This is a genomic window from Arcicella sp. GW458-12-2-14-TSB2 (assembly GCF_059423785.1).
In genome coordinates, this window is sequence record NZ_JBWKYN010000133.1 from 1 (window position 1) to 16,422 (window position 16,422).

At 35.2% G+C, this 16,422-nt stretch carries 17 protein-coding genes; 6 read left to right on the plus strand and 11 right to left on the minus strand.

What is annotated here, in order from left to right:
* On the plus strand, window positions 1-827 hold an 827-nt coding region (locus AC07XN_RS17250), incomplete at its 5' end, for a lysophospholipid acyltransferase family protein (protein ID WP_494743967.1).
* A gap of 48 nt (window positions 828-875) precedes the next feature.
* On the opposite strand, the gene AC07XN_RS17255 is transcribed toward AC07XN_RS17250, so the two are convergent.
* The 7 genes from AC07XN_RS17255 to AC07XN_RS17285 form a co-directional block, all read right to left on the minus strand.
* Window positions 876-1,460: an L-threonylcarbamoyladenylate synthase gene (locus AC07XN_RS17255; RefSeq protein ID WP_309919036.1), complete on the minus strand. Its 585-nt coding sequence runs from the start codon at window positions 1,458-1,460 to the stop codon at window positions 876-878.
* Between the two features lie 282 nt (window positions 1,461-1,742).
* Window positions 1,743-2,684 carry a YihY/virulence factor BrkB family protein gene (locus AC07XN_RS17260; RefSeq protein WP_494743968.1) on the minus strand — a complete coding sequence of 314 codons (942 nt, stop codon included), beginning with the start codon at window positions 2,682-2,684 and terminating at the stop codon, window positions 1,743-1,745.
* A gap of 21 nt (window positions 2,685-2,705) precedes the next feature.
* Window positions 2,706-3,113, minus strand: coding sequence for an acyl-CoA thioesterase (locus tag AC07XN_RS17265; protein WP_494743969.1), 408 nt, complete (start codon window positions 3,111-3,113; stop codon window positions 2,706-2,708).
* Between the two features lie 28 nt (window positions 3,114-3,141).
* Window positions 3,142-4,182 carry an endolytic transglycosylase MltG gene (gene mltG / locus AC07XN_RS17270; protein WP_309919028.1) on the minus strand — a complete coding sequence of 347 codons (1,041 nt, stop codon included), beginning with the start codon at window positions 4,180-4,182 and terminating at the stop codon, window positions 3,142-3,144.
* 54 nt (window positions 4,183-4,236) lie between these two features.
* A complete protein-coding gene (locus AC07XN_RS17275) occupies window positions 4,237-4,653 on the minus strand; it encodes a PIN domain-containing protein (RefSeq protein ID WP_494743970.1) in 417 nt (138 codons plus the stop codon).
* On the minus strand, window positions 4,641-4,889 hold the full coding sequence (locus AC07XN_RS17280) for a hypothetical protein (protein ID WP_494743971.1): 249 nt from the start codon (window positions 4,887-4,889) through the stop codon (window positions 4,641-4,643). The genes AC07XN_RS17275 and AC07XN_RS17280 overlap by 13 nt, the downstream gene beginning before the upstream one ends.
* Window positions 4,890-4,951: 62 nt before the next feature.
* The gene (locus AC07XN_RS17285; RefSeq protein ID WP_494743972.1) at window positions 4,952-6,028 is read right to left on the minus strand and encodes an Ldh family oxidoreductase; all 1,077 of its coding nucleotides are present in this window, start codon (window positions 6,026-6,028) and stop codon (window positions 4,952-4,954) included.
* Window positions 6,029-6,385: 357 nt separating this feature from the next.
* Here AC07XN_RS17285 and AC07XN_RS17290 point away from each other — a divergent pair, with 357 nt between their 5' ends.
* From AC07XN_RS17290 to AC07XN_RS17310, 5 genes are all read left to right on the plus strand, one after another.
* A complete protein-coding gene (locus tag AC07XN_RS17290) occupies window positions 6,386-6,961 on the plus strand; it encodes a DUF502 domain-containing protein (RefSeq protein WP_309919017.1) in 576 nt (191 codons plus the stop codon).
* A 130-nt stretch (window positions 6,962-7,091) separates the two neighbouring features.
* Window positions 7,092-8,654, plus strand: a complete 1,563-nt coding sequence (locus AC07XN_RS17295) for an FMN-binding glutamate synthase family protein (RefSeq protein ID WP_494743973.1) — start codon at window positions 7,092-7,094, stop codon at window positions 8,652-8,654.
* Between the two features lie 277 nt (window positions 8,655-8,931).
* Window positions 8,932-10,821, plus strand: coding sequence for an ABC-F family ATP-binding cassette domain-containing protein (locus tag AC07XN_RS17300; RefSeq protein WP_494743975.1), 1,890 nt, complete (start codon window positions 8,932-8,934; stop codon window positions 10,819-10,821).
* Window positions 10,822-10,995: 174 nt separating this feature from the next.
* Complete coding sequence (locus tag AC07XN_RS17305; RefSeq protein ID WP_309919005.1) at window positions 10,996-12,291, plus strand: type IX secretion system plug protein; 1,296 nt, start codon at window positions 10,996-10,998, stop codon at window positions 12,289-12,291.
* A gap of 75 nt (window positions 12,292-12,366) precedes the next feature.
* Window positions 12,367-13,707, plus strand: coding sequence for an OmpA family protein (locus tag AC07XN_RS17310; protein ID WP_494743974.1), 1,341 nt, complete (start codon window positions 12,367-12,369; stop codon window positions 13,705-13,707).
* A gap of 65 nt (window positions 13,708-13,772) precedes the next feature.
* Here AC07XN_RS17310 and ychF read toward each other — a convergent pair whose 3' ends face one another.
* The 4 genes from ychF to AC07XN_RS17330 all read right to left on the minus strand — a co-directional run bounded on the left by ychF (window position 13,773) and on the right by AC07XN_RS17330 (window position 16,224).
* Window positions 13,773-14,879 (minus strand): redox-regulated ATPase YchF, encoded by a 1,107-nt coding sequence (gene ychF / locus AC07XN_RS17315; RefSeq protein ID WP_309918998.1) that lies wholly within the window; start codon window positions 14,877-14,879, stop codon window positions 13,773-13,775.
* A gap of 6 nt (window positions 14,880-14,885) precedes the next feature.
* Window positions 14,886-15,518 (minus strand): Shedu immune nuclease family protein, encoded by a 633-nt coding sequence (locus tag AC07XN_RS17320; RefSeq protein ID WP_309918994.1) that lies wholly within the window; start codon window positions 15,516-15,518, stop codon window positions 14,886-14,888.
* A 14-nt stretch (window positions 15,519-15,532) separates the two neighbouring features.
* Window positions 15,533-15,799 (minus strand): hypothetical protein, encoded by a 267-nt coding sequence (locus AC07XN_RS17325; RefSeq protein ID WP_309918991.1) that lies wholly within the window; start codon window positions 15,797-15,799, stop codon window positions 15,533-15,535.
* A 98-nt stretch (window positions 15,800-15,897) separates the two neighbouring features.
* Window positions 15,898-16,224 carry a DUF3276 family protein gene (locus AC07XN_RS17330; RefSeq protein ID WP_309918987.1) on the minus strand — a complete coding sequence of 109 codons (327 nt, stop codon included), beginning with the start codon at window positions 16,222-16,224 and terminating at the stop codon, window positions 15,898-15,900.
* Between the last annotated feature and the right edge of the window lie 198 nt (window positions 16,225-16,422).

The window sequence follows — 16,422 nt, forward strand, 5'->3', positions numbered from 1 at the left end:
TTTGGGTACTTTATGGCATTTCTGATTTTGCCTTTTTTTTACTTTTTCACGTATTGAAATATCGCAAAAAGGTAGTTTTAGAAAACCTTAGAAATTCTTTTCCTGATAAAAATGAAAAGGAAATCCATGAAATTGCTAAGGGGTTTTATCATCACCTTGCAGATGTTTTTATCGAATTTTTTAAAGGCATAAGCATTTCATCAGAAGAAGTTAAAGAGCGGGTACAAATAAACAATTTAGAGGTTGTTCAAAAATATTTAGATAAAGGCATACCTGTTATTTTTGTAGGAGGGCATCAAGGCAATTGGGAATGGGCCATTCATTCTGTTAGTTTGCACGGTGTTAATTTAGATGTTGTGTATCAAAAACTGAGCAGTCCATTCTTCGATAAGCTTACTTACGAAATCAGAAGTCGCTTTGGAGCTTTTTTAATCGAAAGAAAGGATACCATTAAAGTTACCATTGAAAGGAAAGATAAACCAAGAGCTATTTGTTTGGCTGCTGACCAAATTCCTAGTCATTTAAAATCAGCCTACTGGACCAACTTCTTGAATCAGGATTCTGCTTTTTTTACGGGGCCTGAACGAATAGCCCGTAAATTTGATTATCCAGTAATTTTTATGGAATTTGTCAGGAAAGCAAGAGGATTCTATGATATGAATCTTTCAGAGATTGTAAGTCCTCCTTATGAAAACCTTGCTCCTAATGAAATTCTTGACCGTTTTGTTCAAACATTAGATGCTTCCATAAAACAAAATCCGTCATCATACTTATGGTCGCACAGAAGATGGAAACATAAAAGAGAGCAACACGAGATAAAGCCTTAATTGTATTTTATCAAACAAAAAAGCTTGCTAATTAGGCAAGCTTTTTTGTTATAAATAGGAAGATAAATCGCCCAAACCTTGTCTGATGATTTCAAAGTCATCCGAAGTAGCGTCTACTATTGTTGAAGGTATATTATTTCCATATCCACCATCAATGACAATATCGACCTGATTTTGGAATTTTTCAAAAATCAACTCAGGGTCAGTTGAATATTCTACAATGCTATCATCATCATAAATTGAGGTTGTGATGATGGGGTTGCCGAGTTCTTCTACTATCAACCTTGGAATTTCATTCGCTGGAATCCGAATACCAACAGTTTTTTTACTCTGCGATAATACTTTTGGTACTTTATTGTTTCCCTCTAACACAAAAGTAAAAGGGCCAGGCAACGCTTTTTTCATTAATTTAAAGCCTGCATTGGATACCTTGGCATAATCTGCAATGTGGCTTAAATCATTACAGATAAACGAGAAATTATTCTTTGTAGGCTTGATGCCCTTTATTTGACAAATTCTTTCTACTGCACGTGTATTATGAATATCACAGCCCATTCCATAAACTGTATCAGTTGGATAAATAATTACACCCCCATCTTTTAGGCAATCTACGATATGGTTTATCTTTTTCATATCGGTGCCTTTTTCGTATAATTTTATAAACTCCGCCATCGCTCTTATAGATTGTTTTTATGGTTAATGTAACGAAAAAACTATTCCATCATAAAATGGTGTAATGTTGAACTAAGGTTTTACTTCTTTGAAGAAAAGACAACTATTAACGCTGTTACCCTCTATTTAGTTATTGTTCGTTCTAACCTTAACATTTTTTATCAGTAATTAATTCCTGATGGGGCAAGTTACGGGAATTTCTCAATAGAAGATAGGCATCTCTAAACGTAACCTTTAAGAAATCTATACCTCTGAATCGATTAAAGTATCCGTTTCTTTTGAAGAATGTAAGGCCTCGGAAATACTTGCATTTATTTCAAATCCTAAAATAAGAATCATGGCTACTAAATACAGCCAAACCATTAAAGCAATGAAGGTACCGATAGCACCATAAAGTTTGTTATACGTAGCAAAGTTGGATAGATAATAAGAGAATAAGTTAGAAATCAATATCGTCAAAATAGAAGCGGTGATAGAACCAGCATTGATAAAATTCCATTTTTTATGAATAGCAGGAGCCCAATAATAAATGATGGAGATAGTTACGAAAAAAACCAGGAATATTACAAAATACGTAAGGAGTTGAAGTGCATAAAAGGTAAAATCTCGGTTCATGATGCCTTCATCAAAAAGGAAATCTACCATGACTCTTCCCACAATTAACACCACAATTGCTACGATTAATACAAAAGTCAGCAAAAAGTTCAACATAACCCCTATCAGCCGTGCCTTTATAAATCCACGTTTTTCAGATGTTTTATAGGTCATATTGAAAGCTCGCATCAAAGCCAGCATCCCGCTTGTAGAGGCATATAAAGCAAAGATAAAACCCAACGAAAGCACTCCTCCACGGGGTTTACTCACAATCTCAATGATAGTTTCTTGGGCTTCATGAAAAATTCCTTTAGGCAACACCTCTGAAAGCAATGCTATGATTTTTAAATCAAGATTATTAACAGGAATATAAGGAATCAATGAGAACAAGAAAATGATGGTCGGGAATATCGCTAAGGTAAAATTATAAGCAACTGCGGCTGCCCGAACATCAATATCAAACAGGGTAATTTTTTTAATTAAAACTTTATAGACTTGATAAACACTAGTAGCTACATTTTCTAAATGATAACGCTTCAAGAAAAGGCGAAATCGATTGTATGCTTGTGTATGTTGTATTTTTTTTAGCATTATGCGATTTTTAATTAACGATTAAGCAAAGAAAGCACTCAATCGTTCCAACAACTCTTTAGGTGCCGTTGTAAGCCTATTATTTTCCATTTTCACGAAAACTAAAGTAGTTTCGCCTTTATGTACCAACACGCCCTTACTGTTTATAATTTCATAATGAAAAACTACTCTCGCTGCGGGAATAGTTTTGATAGTCGTACGAATTGTCAGTAAATCATCATACAGTGCAGGAGCAATATATTTTGAAGTATTCTCATAAACAGGCATCATCACACCAGACTCTTCCATTGCTTTATAGCTAAAGCCAAGGCTCCTGAGCGCCTCTACCCTACCAATTTCGTAAAGCCTTGCATAGTTTCCATAGTAAACATAGCCCATTTGGTCAGTATCTGCATATCTAACTCTGTACTGATATTCGTGTTGATACATTGTTGATGAAATAATTAATTACAAACGATTATTTTCTAATGTTCAGTTTGTTCAGTGCTTCTTGATAAATACGCGCATTATTAAGGTGGTCGGCAAAGGTTTCAGCAAAGTTGTGATAGCCTGAGAAATCTTCTTTTGCACAGAAGTACATATAGTTATGATGTTCATAATTCAATACTGCATCAATTGATGCTAAATCTGGTAAATTAATAGGCCCTGGAGGTAATCCAACTACACGATAAGTATTATAAGGCGAATTAATTTGCAAAAGTGCTTTGGTTACTCTTTTAATGCTAAAATCTTGGTGTGCAAAAACAACCGTTGGATCTGCTCCTAAAGGCATATTGGCCTTTAAACGATTCATATATACCCCTGCTACTCTTGGTTTTTCGTCAGCTTTCTTAGTCTCAGCCTCCACGATTGAAGCCATTATTTGTGCTCTGATGGGGTCTAGACCAATTTCTGTTGCTTTTCTTTTACGCTCTTCCGTCCAGAATTTATCGTACCACGTTTTCATGGTATTCATCAATTCCTCAGGAGTAGTAGTCCAATATACTTCATAGGTATTTGGCAAAAACATACACATGATAGTCTCTTTCGTAAAACCATATTTCTGTGCCACTGCTGAATCATCTAGCATACTAGCCAGCGCGGTAGAATCAAATTCGAATCGATTGCCAATTTTATGAATTAAATCCTTTTTTAAGCGAATATTATTAAAAGTAAGTTTGATAGCATCTTGATTACCAGAACGAAGTTTTTTGATTACTTCATAATTACCCATATCAGCCTTGATGACGTATCGTCCTTCACGCACATTTTCTTTATATTCCAACAATTTGGCTAAGAACTTAAATGAAAGTTCGTCTTTAACAATTTTATGTTTACTCAACGAGTCCCAAACAGTTTCAAAAGTTGCGCCTTTAGGAATCAAAAGGGCAAAACCTTTTTTCTGATCTACTTCATAATTAGGTGTTTTAGTGATTTGCCAGACATAATAAGAAAACATTGTCGCAAACAAAGCGAAAGCGATAAAGAAGTAGCGTAATAATTTATGGTTTTGTTGCATTGTAATGATAATGAAATAACGCTCAAGCGTTTTTAAATGATTGTTTTTATTTATTTAATCAATCCAATTTTCAAAAGTTAGTCCTTCAATTCGTTGCATTTCTTTTAGGTTTCGACTGACTAGAATACAATCCTCTGTAATTGCAGTACTACCAATCAATAAATCAAAGTCACTTATAGGCGTACCCATCTTTTTCAAACGAGATTTTTGATCTGCAAAAACTTCGAAAACAGGTCGAATAGGTAAAACTCTATCCTGAAAACCTTCAATAAACTGTTTTAATTTAGCTTTATTTTCATCTTTTCTAGTTGAAGAACTATTGGCTATTCCATACATAAGTTCAAGAATTGTTAATTCTGAAATAAAGCAGTTTTTCAAGCCCACTGATGAGATTTTAGCTGGAATATTAAAATCATTCTTTATGAAATGAATACAAATATTTGAATCCAATAAATATTTTATTCTACCCATGAAGTATCTATTTCTTTGGTTGTTCTTGAATCTTCTATTATCTTGATTAATTCTTCACTTGATTCGGGTAAGTCTAAGCTACCTGCCAATGCAAAGAATACTGATTCGCCTATTGTTTCGTTCTTTGTTTCAATTACGTTTGTACTAATACTAAATTTAGCTTTTAATCGCTTAGCCAAATCTATAAAAAGCTGATAGTCTGCTTGCGAGTTTGGTTCAATGATGATTGTATTCATTTCTATTTTTGTTTTAGCAATTTTGTTAAAAATAAAGTAATCACATGTACTCCCAACATTATCTAAATCTTAAAATCAATTCCAAATCTATCAGCCAATGCTTGCAGGTCTTTTACTACAGGTTCTAATAGATTAATGCCATTTGCTTTACGTTCTGCTTCAATTTCTCTTTCAGGGTCACCTGGCACTAATACTTTCTTGCCTTCTACTGCTTCGGCGGCATGAAAACGGTCAATCCATTTATCCATATCTGCTTTAAATTCATTAGCTGGGCGGAAAGCATCAATGCGCATCGCTCCTAAAAAGTGTCCAGTTCCTTTACCTACTTGCTCGCCAGCAGTCATAAATCCTGCCGTTGCAAATGGCGGAACCCAAGGGCCAAAATTAGCGCCTGATAATACACCAGAAAAAATATCCACGATAGCACCTAAACCATACCCTTTGTGCGAACCATGTTCACGGTCACCACCGAGTGGCAACAATGCTCCCCCATTTTTCACAGCATTTGAATCATCAGTAGGATTCCCTTCTTTATCCTGTACCCAGCCAATCGGTGCTGCTGCGCCTTTTCTTTGTAAAATTTCCATTTTACCATAAGCCACTGCTGTACTAGCAAAATCGGCTACGAAGGCAGGATTTCTCTCTGCTGGAACAGCCACAGCAATAGGGTTGGTTCCTAACAATTTCTCTTTTGAAAAAGTTGGTGTTACCAATGGTGCAGCATTGGTCATGGCCCAACCTATCATATCGTTGTCAGAAGCCAACATGGCATGATATCCCGCAATGCCAAAATGGTTTGAATTCTGTACAGAAATCCATCCAGAACCCACATTCTTCGCTTTTTCCATCGCAATTTGCATAGCTTTAGGTGCTACTACTAAGCCTAAACCTTTATCCCCATCAATCACAGCCGTAGAAGGCGTTTCATGGATAATTTTAATGTCTGGCTTGGGGTTCAATCTTCCATTATCATACAAACGAACATAGCCACTTAATCTTGCAGTTCCGTGTGAATCTACACCGCGGAGGTCGGCAGAAATCAATACTTTTGATGCCAAATCTGCATCGTCTTCCGAACATCCTATTGAAAGAAAGACATTTTTAATAAAGTTTTGTAGGGAGCTATATTCGTAAATCATGAATGAAATTGAGATTATTTTCTAATAATTTTACCTATTTGTCGATATCCGAGGAGCACAAAATTACAAATAATTGTTCGATGAAAGTCTTTTTTCAAGTAAAAAGCAGAAATATCGGGTAGGAATATCAAATATCTGCCTTAGCACTCATGATTAATCTCTATCATATTTATTCAAAATTTCATATATTGTTGATGAAATAACCTACTTTAAATCGGTAGAATATCATTCAATACTTACTTTTGTAGTAAATTGAAGTGATTGAGATATTTTTTAATTCAATCACCCAATTATAAGAACCTAGCTTCTTAAGAATGCGTTAACCAATCAATATTGAGCATATAAATAAGTAAAAAAATGTCGTTCAGAATAAAACGTATCACAGCCAAACTGTTTAGCTATTTCGTAAAGGGATTATTTTTATTAGCCCCTGTTTATATAACTGGTTACATTATTTTCAACCTTCTGAACTCATTAGACCAAGAGTTTTATTTTTATTTTCGAGGAACGGGGCTAGTCATCATGGTAGCCATCATCATGATTGTTGGTTTTTTGGGCTCTACTTTTATTTCTTTGCCCCTTATCCAAATATTAGAAGAAGGTGTTTCCAAACTGCCATTGGTAGGTTTGATTTATTTTTCATTAAAAGACCTTATTGGGGCTTTTGTGGGTGATAAAAAGAAATTCAATCAGCCTGTCAAGATTATATTCAACAAAGAAAATGGCATTCAAAAACTGGGGTTCATTACTCAAACTGATTTGTCTTTTTTAGATATTCAAGACTCTGTCATTGTTTACTGTCCGCATTCTTATGCTTTTTCGGGCGAGGTATTCATTGTTCCAAGCGCAAATATTACATTGCTGAATCTTCCAGCATCTGATGTCATGAAAATGATTGTATCAGGTGGGGTATCCCTGGCAAGTAATCCGTAAAAATCAACATTTAACACACAACATAAAGCTGCTAATTTAAGTTATTGATTGTAAAAACATTTATTGTTTTGCTATCATTCATAATGTGTATCCATCCATCTCAATAATTTTTAATTCAATCTCATCATCTATGTTTTTGGCAAATATTTTTTCAAGTTTTTCTTGGTGGCTTATTCTTCCTCTTGCAATACTAATGCTAGCTATTCGTGATTTGTTGCAGAACCGCCATACTATTCAGCATAATTTCCCAGTGGTTGGTCATATACGTTATATGCTCGAAAAAATTGGTCCAGAATTAAGGCAATATATTGTAGCAAATAACCGTGAGGAATTGCCTTTTAACAGAGGTGAAAGAGCATGGGTATATGCTTCGTCTAAAAAAGAAAATAACTTACAGGGCTTTGGTTCAGACCAAGACTTCAACGCTGCAGGGTATATTTTTATCAAACATGCCATGTTAGGACATAAGTTAGCGGATAACCACCCTAATCAGAAAGACCCAAGTGCAGTACCTTGTTCTAAAACAATAGGCGAATATCATAAAAGAAAACGTCCTTATAAGCCCTATTCGGTCGTAAATATTTCTGGGATGAGCTATGGCTCATTGTCTGCTAAAGCTGTTGAATCCTTAAACAAGGGCGCCTTAAAATTTGGCTGTTATCATAACACGGGCGAAGGTTCTCTTTCTCCTTATCACAAGTATGGCTCAGATGTTATTGTCAATATCGGAACGGCTTATTTTGGAGTAAGGGATGATGATGGTAAATTTTCGATGGAAAAATTGATAAAAATGACTACCAATAATCCATTTGTAAAAGCATTAGAGTTGAAGCTTTCTCAAGGTGCTAAGCCAGGCAAAGGTGGCATGCTTCCTGCGGCCAAAATCACCAAAGAAATTGCGGAAATCAGACATATTCCTTTGGGAAAAGATGCAATTTCCCCAGCCTTTCACTCTGAGTTTTCTACCATTCCCGAAATGGTTAATTTTATAGAATCGATGGCTAACCAAACTGGTTTGCCCGTAGGAATAAAGTCGGCTGTGGGAAAATTGGAAATGTGGGAAGAATTGGCACAATACATGGTAAAAACAGGCAAAGGACCCGATTTTATCACCATTGATGGTGGCGAAGGTGGTACGGGAGCTGCACCACATGCCTTTGCAGACCATGTGTCGCTACCTTTCAACTATGGTTTCACCAAAGTATATAAGATTTTCCAGAAGTATGAATTGGCTGATAAAATAGTATTTATTGGTTCGGGGAAATTGGGCTTTCCTGAAAAAGCCATGATGGCGTTTGCGATGGGGTGCGATTTAATTAATGTAGCGCGCGAAGCCATGATGTCTATTGGTTGTATCCAAGCTCAGGTTTGTCATACTAATCGTTGTCCAGCGGGTGTTGCTACGTCAAGTCCTTGGCTTCAAGCGGGTATAGACCCAGCCCTTAAAAGCGAACGTTTTTATAATTATGTAAAAACGCTTAATAAAGAAATTCTTGAAATTACCCATGCTTGTGGTTATGAACACCCTTGTCAGATGACCATGCAAGACGTTGATATGGTAATGGGTGATAATAACAAAACGCAATCCTTGGCTACAACTTTTGGTTACAATAAAACAAAAGTTCCTTTTGAAGGAGTAGATAAGCTTTTAAAAAGCCCATATCTAGGAGGAGGTAAAGCACAGGTTAATTAATATATACAAAAAGGGATGGTCGAAAGCCATCCTTTTTTGTATCCTAATTTTCTGAAAATGAGCGTTTATGCTATCATTATGATTTATCATGCCTCAAGTTAATCCTAGCTAAAACGCTTATAATCAATTATTTTACAATAAAACCAATCACAAAAGTGTGTAAATTTACACCTTTCTGCTTTCGGTGGCTTCATTTAACTGCTCATTAGCTATTTTTCATTATCTTTGTAGTATGTTATCTATCAATAATCTTTCGTTTTATTTCGGTTCTCGCCCAATGTATGATGGGGCGAACTTACATATTAAGCCCAAAGACAAAATCGGTCTTATCGGGGCAAATGGTACTGGTAAATCTACTTTACTTCGTATAATAGATGGTGAATATTTACCAGATGGTGGTAGTATCTCTAAATCAGGCGACTGTACCATCGGTTTTTTAAATCAAGACTTACTTTCTTATCAAAGCGACGATTCTATCCTTTCGGTAGCAATGCAAGCTTTTGAACGTCAGAATTTTCTTCAAGCAGAAATCGATAAGGTTTTACATAAAATGGAAACTGATTTTGAAGACGATGACGTAAATAAATTGGCACGTTTTCAAGATGAATTTGATGCATTGGGTGGTTATACCATTCAATCAGAAGCGGAGGCTATCCTTGAAGGGTTAGGATTTAGTACTGAAGAGCTTTCTCAGCCCCTACAGAAATTTTCTGGAGGTTGGAGAATGCGTGTGATGCTAGCTAAATTGCTTTTACAAAGACCATCTTTATTAATGCTTGATGAACCTACCAACCACTTGGACTTGCCGTCTATTGAGTGGGTGGAGAATTACATCAATACTTATGAAGGTGCCATCATTGTGGTTTCTCACGATAGATTCTTCTTAGATAATACTGTTACTACAATTGTAGAAGTAGCAGGCTCAAAATTGATTCCTTATTCAGGTAATTATTCTTTCTATATGGAAGAAAAAGCCTTGAGAAACGAAGTACAAAAAGGAGCATACGAAAACCAGCAACAGGCTATCAAACAAACTGAAAAGTTTATTCAACGATTTAAAGCTAAAGCTACTAAGGCTCGTCAGGTACAATCAAGAGTAAAAGCATTAGAAAGACTGGATTTGATTGATGACGTTTTGGATGAAAATGCCAAAGTGAATTTCAAATTCAACTTTGGAACTCAGCCGGGTCGTTTTATCATGCACCTTGAAGACATCACCAAAGCTTATGGGCCTAAGAGAATCCTGACGCATACCAATGCTGTTATTGAAAGAGGTGATAAAATTGCCTTGATTGGTGCCAATGGTAAAGGTAAATCTACGGTTTTAAGGATTATTGATGGTTCAGAACAATTTGAAGGAGAACGCAAATTAGGGCATAATGTAATTGACTCATTCTATGCCCAACACCAATTGGAAAGCTTAGATGTAAATAATACATTGCTTGACGAATTGAAGATGACAGGTACGGGTAAACTTGAAACTGAATTAAGAAGTATCTTGGGCTGTTTCTTGTTTTCGGGTGATGATGCCTTCAAAAAAATTAAAGTACTTTCGGGAGGAGAAAAATCAAGGGTTGCCTTAGCAAAAGTATTGATTTCAGAAGCCAACTTCCTGTTGCTAGATGAGCCTACCAACCACTTAGACATGATGTCGGTGAACATTTTGATTCAGGCTTTACAGCAATACGAAGGTACGTATGTAGTGGTTTCTCACGATAGATTCTTTGTTTCGGAGATTGCTAATAAAATTTGGTATATCGAAGACGAAGAGATAAAAGTATATCCAGGGACTTATGATGAATATGAAACTTGGATGGAACAACGTCGTATGAATGGTGAATTTAGTAAAGAAACTTCTCCTAAAAAGGCCGTTGAAAAAGTAGTAGAGAAAAAACCTGTTGATGATTTCACGAAAAAAGAAGCACAGAAAAATCTAAAAAAACTGAATCAGAAATTAGCAGATACAGAGAGCTTGATTGAGAAATTAGAAGTAGAGAAAGTGGAAAAAGAAAAGACTTTGGCCGACCCTACTATCTATAATGATGCACAAGCATTGAAACGTGAAAACATTGCTTACCAAAAAATCCTGAATCAACTGGAAGAAGTAAATGATGCTTGGGAAGAAGTAATGTTGAAAATTGAAGAAGTAGAAAGCTTGGTTCAGTAAAATAATGATATTCCGTTCAACATAAAAACGCAGGTAAAATAGCTAAAATGCTTTTTCCTGCGTTTTTTGCTTTAGGTTATTGCAGAATATTTTAAGAGACTATCCGTTAGTTTTATTATTCACGAATAGCTAATATCAATTCGCTCATTCGCTCAATTACATACTCACTCTTCTATGAAAATTTTATCGATTATAAGCTTGCTATTGATTCCATTTGTCTTTTTTGCTCAGAAAAAGAAGAGCACTTATCAAGCAAAAAAGATTATTTATGATAATCATATTTATGAACCTTATATACGTACCGTACAATTATTTCCGTCTTTGAGCACGACTAAAACGCCACAAGAGACCCTTAATCCACCTGTCATCAATTTACAAGAGAATCAAATTTTAAAATTGGAATTCGACTGTTTAGCACCAGAGTTTCAAAATTTTAGGGTGAAAATATTTCATTGCAATGCAGATTGGACACCTTCGGTATTGAACGATATTGAGTACCTGACGGAATTCAACGATTTCCCGATTAATGATTATAGAAATTCTTTCGCCACCAAAATTCCTTATACACATTTTGCTGTGGAAATTCCTAAAACCAAATTAGCTGGAAATTATCTTGTGATGGTCTATAAGAATCGTAATGAAGATGATATCATGCTTACCCATCGTTTTATGGTTTTCCAAAACCGAATTGGTGTAGCTGGCAATGTAACATTTCCGAATAATGTTCAAAGAAGGCGTACACATCAACAAATTAACTTTAGTGTAAATTATAGTGGCTACGAAATCATTGACCCTAAACAAGACCTTAAAATTGTTATTCGACAGAACTTTAGAGATAACAAAACACTGACAAACCTTAAACCTTTTATGATTGACTCTTACAATCGTAAAATGGATTATCAGTTTTTTGAAGGCGAAAACCAATTAGAAGGCAGTAATGAATTTAGGATGTTTGATGGCAGAAGTACGCAACAAAAACTGGTAAATATTGCTAGGATTGTACAAGGTGAAAGAGAAAGTATCATAGAAATTCGTCCCGAAAAACCACAAAATGGCTTAGCGTATGTTGCCACAAATGATTTTGATGGAATGTATGTAATTGATAATTATGAAACCAATCGTGGCGATACGGAGTCAGATTATGTTCGGGTAAGTTTCCTGTTGAAAACTGATTCGTTAGCAAACAAAAAGGTATATATTAATGGTGCTTTCAACGATTGGCAATTAAATGAGGTAAACCAAATGCATTATGTTCCTGAAAGTCAAGCTTATGAGGCATTTATCCAGTTGAAACAAGGAATCTATAATTATCTGTATGTAACCAAAGATGAGCAAGGAAATGTAAGCGAATCAGAACTAGAAGGAACACACTCGCAAACGGAAAATATTTATGAAATTTTAATCTACCACCGCCCTATTGGTGCGCGTGCAGATGCTTTAGTAGGTTATGTACTTTTAAAAAATCAATAAGTTATCTTCGTTTAAAATTTATAATAATTACGTTTTCCTACTTGCTTATTATCTTGTTATAAAATTTATCTTCAAATGAAAAACTTACTTTGGGCTTTTGCATCATTGGTTATACTCCAAAGTTGTCAAAGCGGGGGTTACCCACAAAGCTCAGGCGGGGGTACTCAGTATCCTACAGAGCGTAATCAAACGCCATCGGGAAGAGGTTCCTACCCATCTACCTCCACAGGTAGAGCAGCGGATAAAAATGTGTCTATCGGCAATATTCGCATTACTGATAAATATACAATATTGTATGTAGCCTATAGAAATAACAATTCACCTCAATATGATAGGAACGGGAGATTAGTCAATGACGGACACGAAGACATCGCCTTTCAGTCTACTGCTCAATTAATTGCAGCCAATGGTGCAAGGTCATTTAAACTAATCAAAACCGAAGGCATTCCTCAGCTTGTGGCAGGGCAAGATGTAAAGGTTTACGGTAGAAAAACAGTACCTGGTGACCAAATAAATTTCGTCGTTTATTTTGAACGTTTGGACAAAGGCTTGGAAGACTTCGATTTGTTTGAATGTAACGATTATGATTACATTACTTGTTGGAATGTATATGGTTTACGAATTAGCAATCCAATAGACATTGTCACTCAGCCAACACAGCCAAAAGCTAATCCTGCTCCTCCTGTTTCTCCGACTAAAACACCAACTAAAAGCACCACAACAGTTAATACAAAACCTAAAAGTGGAAAATTAGGCGAAGTAGATAATACTCCTGCTCCACTACCAGTAGTAACAAGCATTCAGGTTTCGGGAATTGTACGTGATGTAAAGACTAATAAACCAGTAAGTGCTACTATCAACTATAAATTATCAAGTAGTAAGCAAATTATTGATTCGGTACAGAGCTTTGTGAGTACAGGCATTTATAAAATGGTTTTGCAAAAAGGGCAAATTTATACCTACACTGCCTCAGCTAAAGGCTATTTATCAGTTAATGATATTGTTGATTTATCTAAAATTAACAATGAAACTAAATTCAGTAAAGATATTTATCTTATGCCTATTGTAGTAGGCGATAAAATAGCCCTAAAAAATATCTATTTTGAAGTATCAAAATCCGATTTATTACCTGCTTCTTTTGCTGAACTCAATAAGTTAGTGACAATGATGCAAAATAATCCAGAAATGGAAATTCGTTTAGAAGGCCATACTGACATCATTGGTGACGCTGATGCTAACCTTGAATTATCACAAGAAAGAGTAGATGCTTGCGAAACATATTTGGTTCAAAAAGGCATTTCAACCAAGCGGATTCAAGCAGTTGGTTATGGAGCTAGTCGTCCATTAGTCAAAAAAGGCTCAGATGAAGAAAGGAAAGTGAATAGAAGAGTTGAATTTGTAGTCTTAAAATTATAGTATGATACAAAAAAGCCTTGCTAATAACGATACTAGCAAGGCTTTTTTGTATGACTTAATATTTACTAAACGTTGAAACGGAAGTGCATAATATCGCCGTCTATTACAACGTATTCTTTTCCTTCAACGGATAATTTACCTGCTTCTTTACAAGCTCCTTCAGATTTATACTGTTGGAAATCTGCAAATTTAATTACCTCAGCACGAATAAAGCCACGTTCAAAATCAGAGTGGATTACACCTGCCGCAGCTGGGGCTTTCCATCCTTTCTGGATTGTCCAAGCACGTACTTCTTTCACGCCAGCTGTAAAATAAGTAATCAAGTTCAATAAATAATATGAGCTACGGATTAACTTATCTAAGCCAGATTCTGTAAGATTATATTCTTCCAAGAACATCTGACGGTCGTCTTCGTCTTCCATTTCAGCAATTTGTGCTTCCAAGGCCGCACAAATTACCACTACTTCAGCACCTTCTTCGGCTACAGCTGCTTTCAATTGCTCAACGTATTCATTTGTTCCTTTAGCAATTGATGCTTCATCTACGTTGGCTACATAGATTACTGGTTTATCTGTTAATAAACATAAATCTCCGATAGCCTCAAACTTTGCATCTGGTTCTAAACCCTGCACAGTTCTTGCTGACTTACCAGCTTCTAAGGTTGATTTATATTGCTGAAGAATGGCTAACTGAGCTCTTGATTTTGCATCGCCAGCTTTGGCTGCACGTTCTACCTTCTGGATTTTTTTATCAACTGATTCTAAATCTTTTAATTGTAATTCAAAATCAATAATTTCTTTATCCGACACAGGATTCACTCTTCCTTCTACGTGAACGATATTATCATCAGCAAAACAACGCACTACATGTAGAATAGCATCTACTTCGCGAATATTTGCTAAGAATTTATTACCTAACCCTGCTCCCTGCGAAGCGCCTTTTACTAGACCCGCAATATCCATAAATTCTATAACGGTTGGTAACACTCTTTGAGGGTTCACCAATTGTTCTAAAATATTAAGACGTTCGTCAGGTACTGTTACAATCCCTACATTAGGTTCAATTGTACAGAAAGGGTAATTGGCGGCTTCCGCCTTATTTGAAGAAATTGCACTAAACAAAGTAGATTTCCCAACATTAGGCAAACCTACGATTCCACATTGAAGACCCATTTATTTTTATTTACTAATTGCAAAAAATTTTATCACTTTCTTTAAATCCTCTAAAAGTTCATCATAAGTAACACAGTGAATCTTCTTAGAGTTAATAATTGTATGGCTTCTACGCCAATCAAATCTTTGTTTATCTGTTAGGCTTTCTAATGATGTTGTTCTGCCAACAATTAAAATTCCATTATAGCTACTAATACGTGCACCAAATTTTCCTTCAAAAGATGTCGTTTGTTTTAAATCATCCAACTTCCAAAACCAATCTACTATTTGACTATACCCATGCTCAAACCTATTTGCCCATTCCCTTTGATATTTACCTTTCTTTTTCTTAAAAATACTGTCTGATGTTCCATCTTCAAATTCAATGAAAACATAGGATGCTTTTGCAGAATCACCAATAACCAAATCAGCTTTAAAGTCACCGAAAAAATCAAACTCATAAGAAATTCTGTTGATTTCAACCAAATCAGGGAAGTATAATTTACCAATTAATGCAGATAAATTGGGGGATTCTTTTAAAAAAGGCAAAACCTGAGAGGATTCTTTTAACTCTTTATAAGTGGTTAATAGGTTTTCTAAAGTAAGCAACTCTTTTTCAACTGCTTTCCAGTCAATATTAATTTCTTTAAAATCTTTCATCAACTATCATATTTCTATCTCCCAAAACTACCACTAAGGATAGCATGAACATGAAGCATATCTGGTTCTCGTTCAAAAATGACTTTATATATACCTACATTCATTATATAATACTCTTTGGGGTCGCCTGCTACAGGTAATAATTCAATGTTTTGTTGATTGTTATTTTTTAATACACTTTTTAAAGAGTTTTCAATCTCATTCCGTGAGCTTTCTTTCAAACTATCATAAGCGATTTCTGCGGCACGCTCTAATTCGATATTTTTAAGTATTCTTTCCATAATGACATTTCAAACGGTTTATACAAAGTTACAAGTTTAATCCTACAACAACAAAAAAGCCTCTGAAATTTCAGAGGCTTACAAATTCTTTCATTCGTTTATTCCCATTTCAAATCACTACCAAATCCGCCCACAGTATCTTCGTCTTCACGATTAAATTGAGTAAAATCTACATCAGGCAAAAGTTCATGTTTCACATGGTCAACTGCTTCTTGGAGGCCTTCAACAAATTTATCAAAATCTTCCTTATATAAGAACATTTTGTGTTTTTCGTAAGCAAAACCATCATCTTTTTGATAACGGCGACTTTCTGTAATAGTAATGTAGTAGTCGTTTGAGCGGGTCGATTTCACATCAAAAAAATACGTTCGCTTTCCTGCTCTGATACGTTTCGAAAACAATTCTTCTCTTTCTCTTTCTTCCACTGTGCTATGACAATTTAGGGTTTACGGATTGGTAAAAATATAAATTTTCTGAATGTTTCAAAAGTTAATCATGAAAAATAATTTCTATTTTCTACATCTTCACATTAATTATTAGTTAAATCGACTAATTTATTATTGAAAATAAAATGATTGATTCATAAAATAAAAAAACGTTGTGCTACATCCACTATGTAGCTT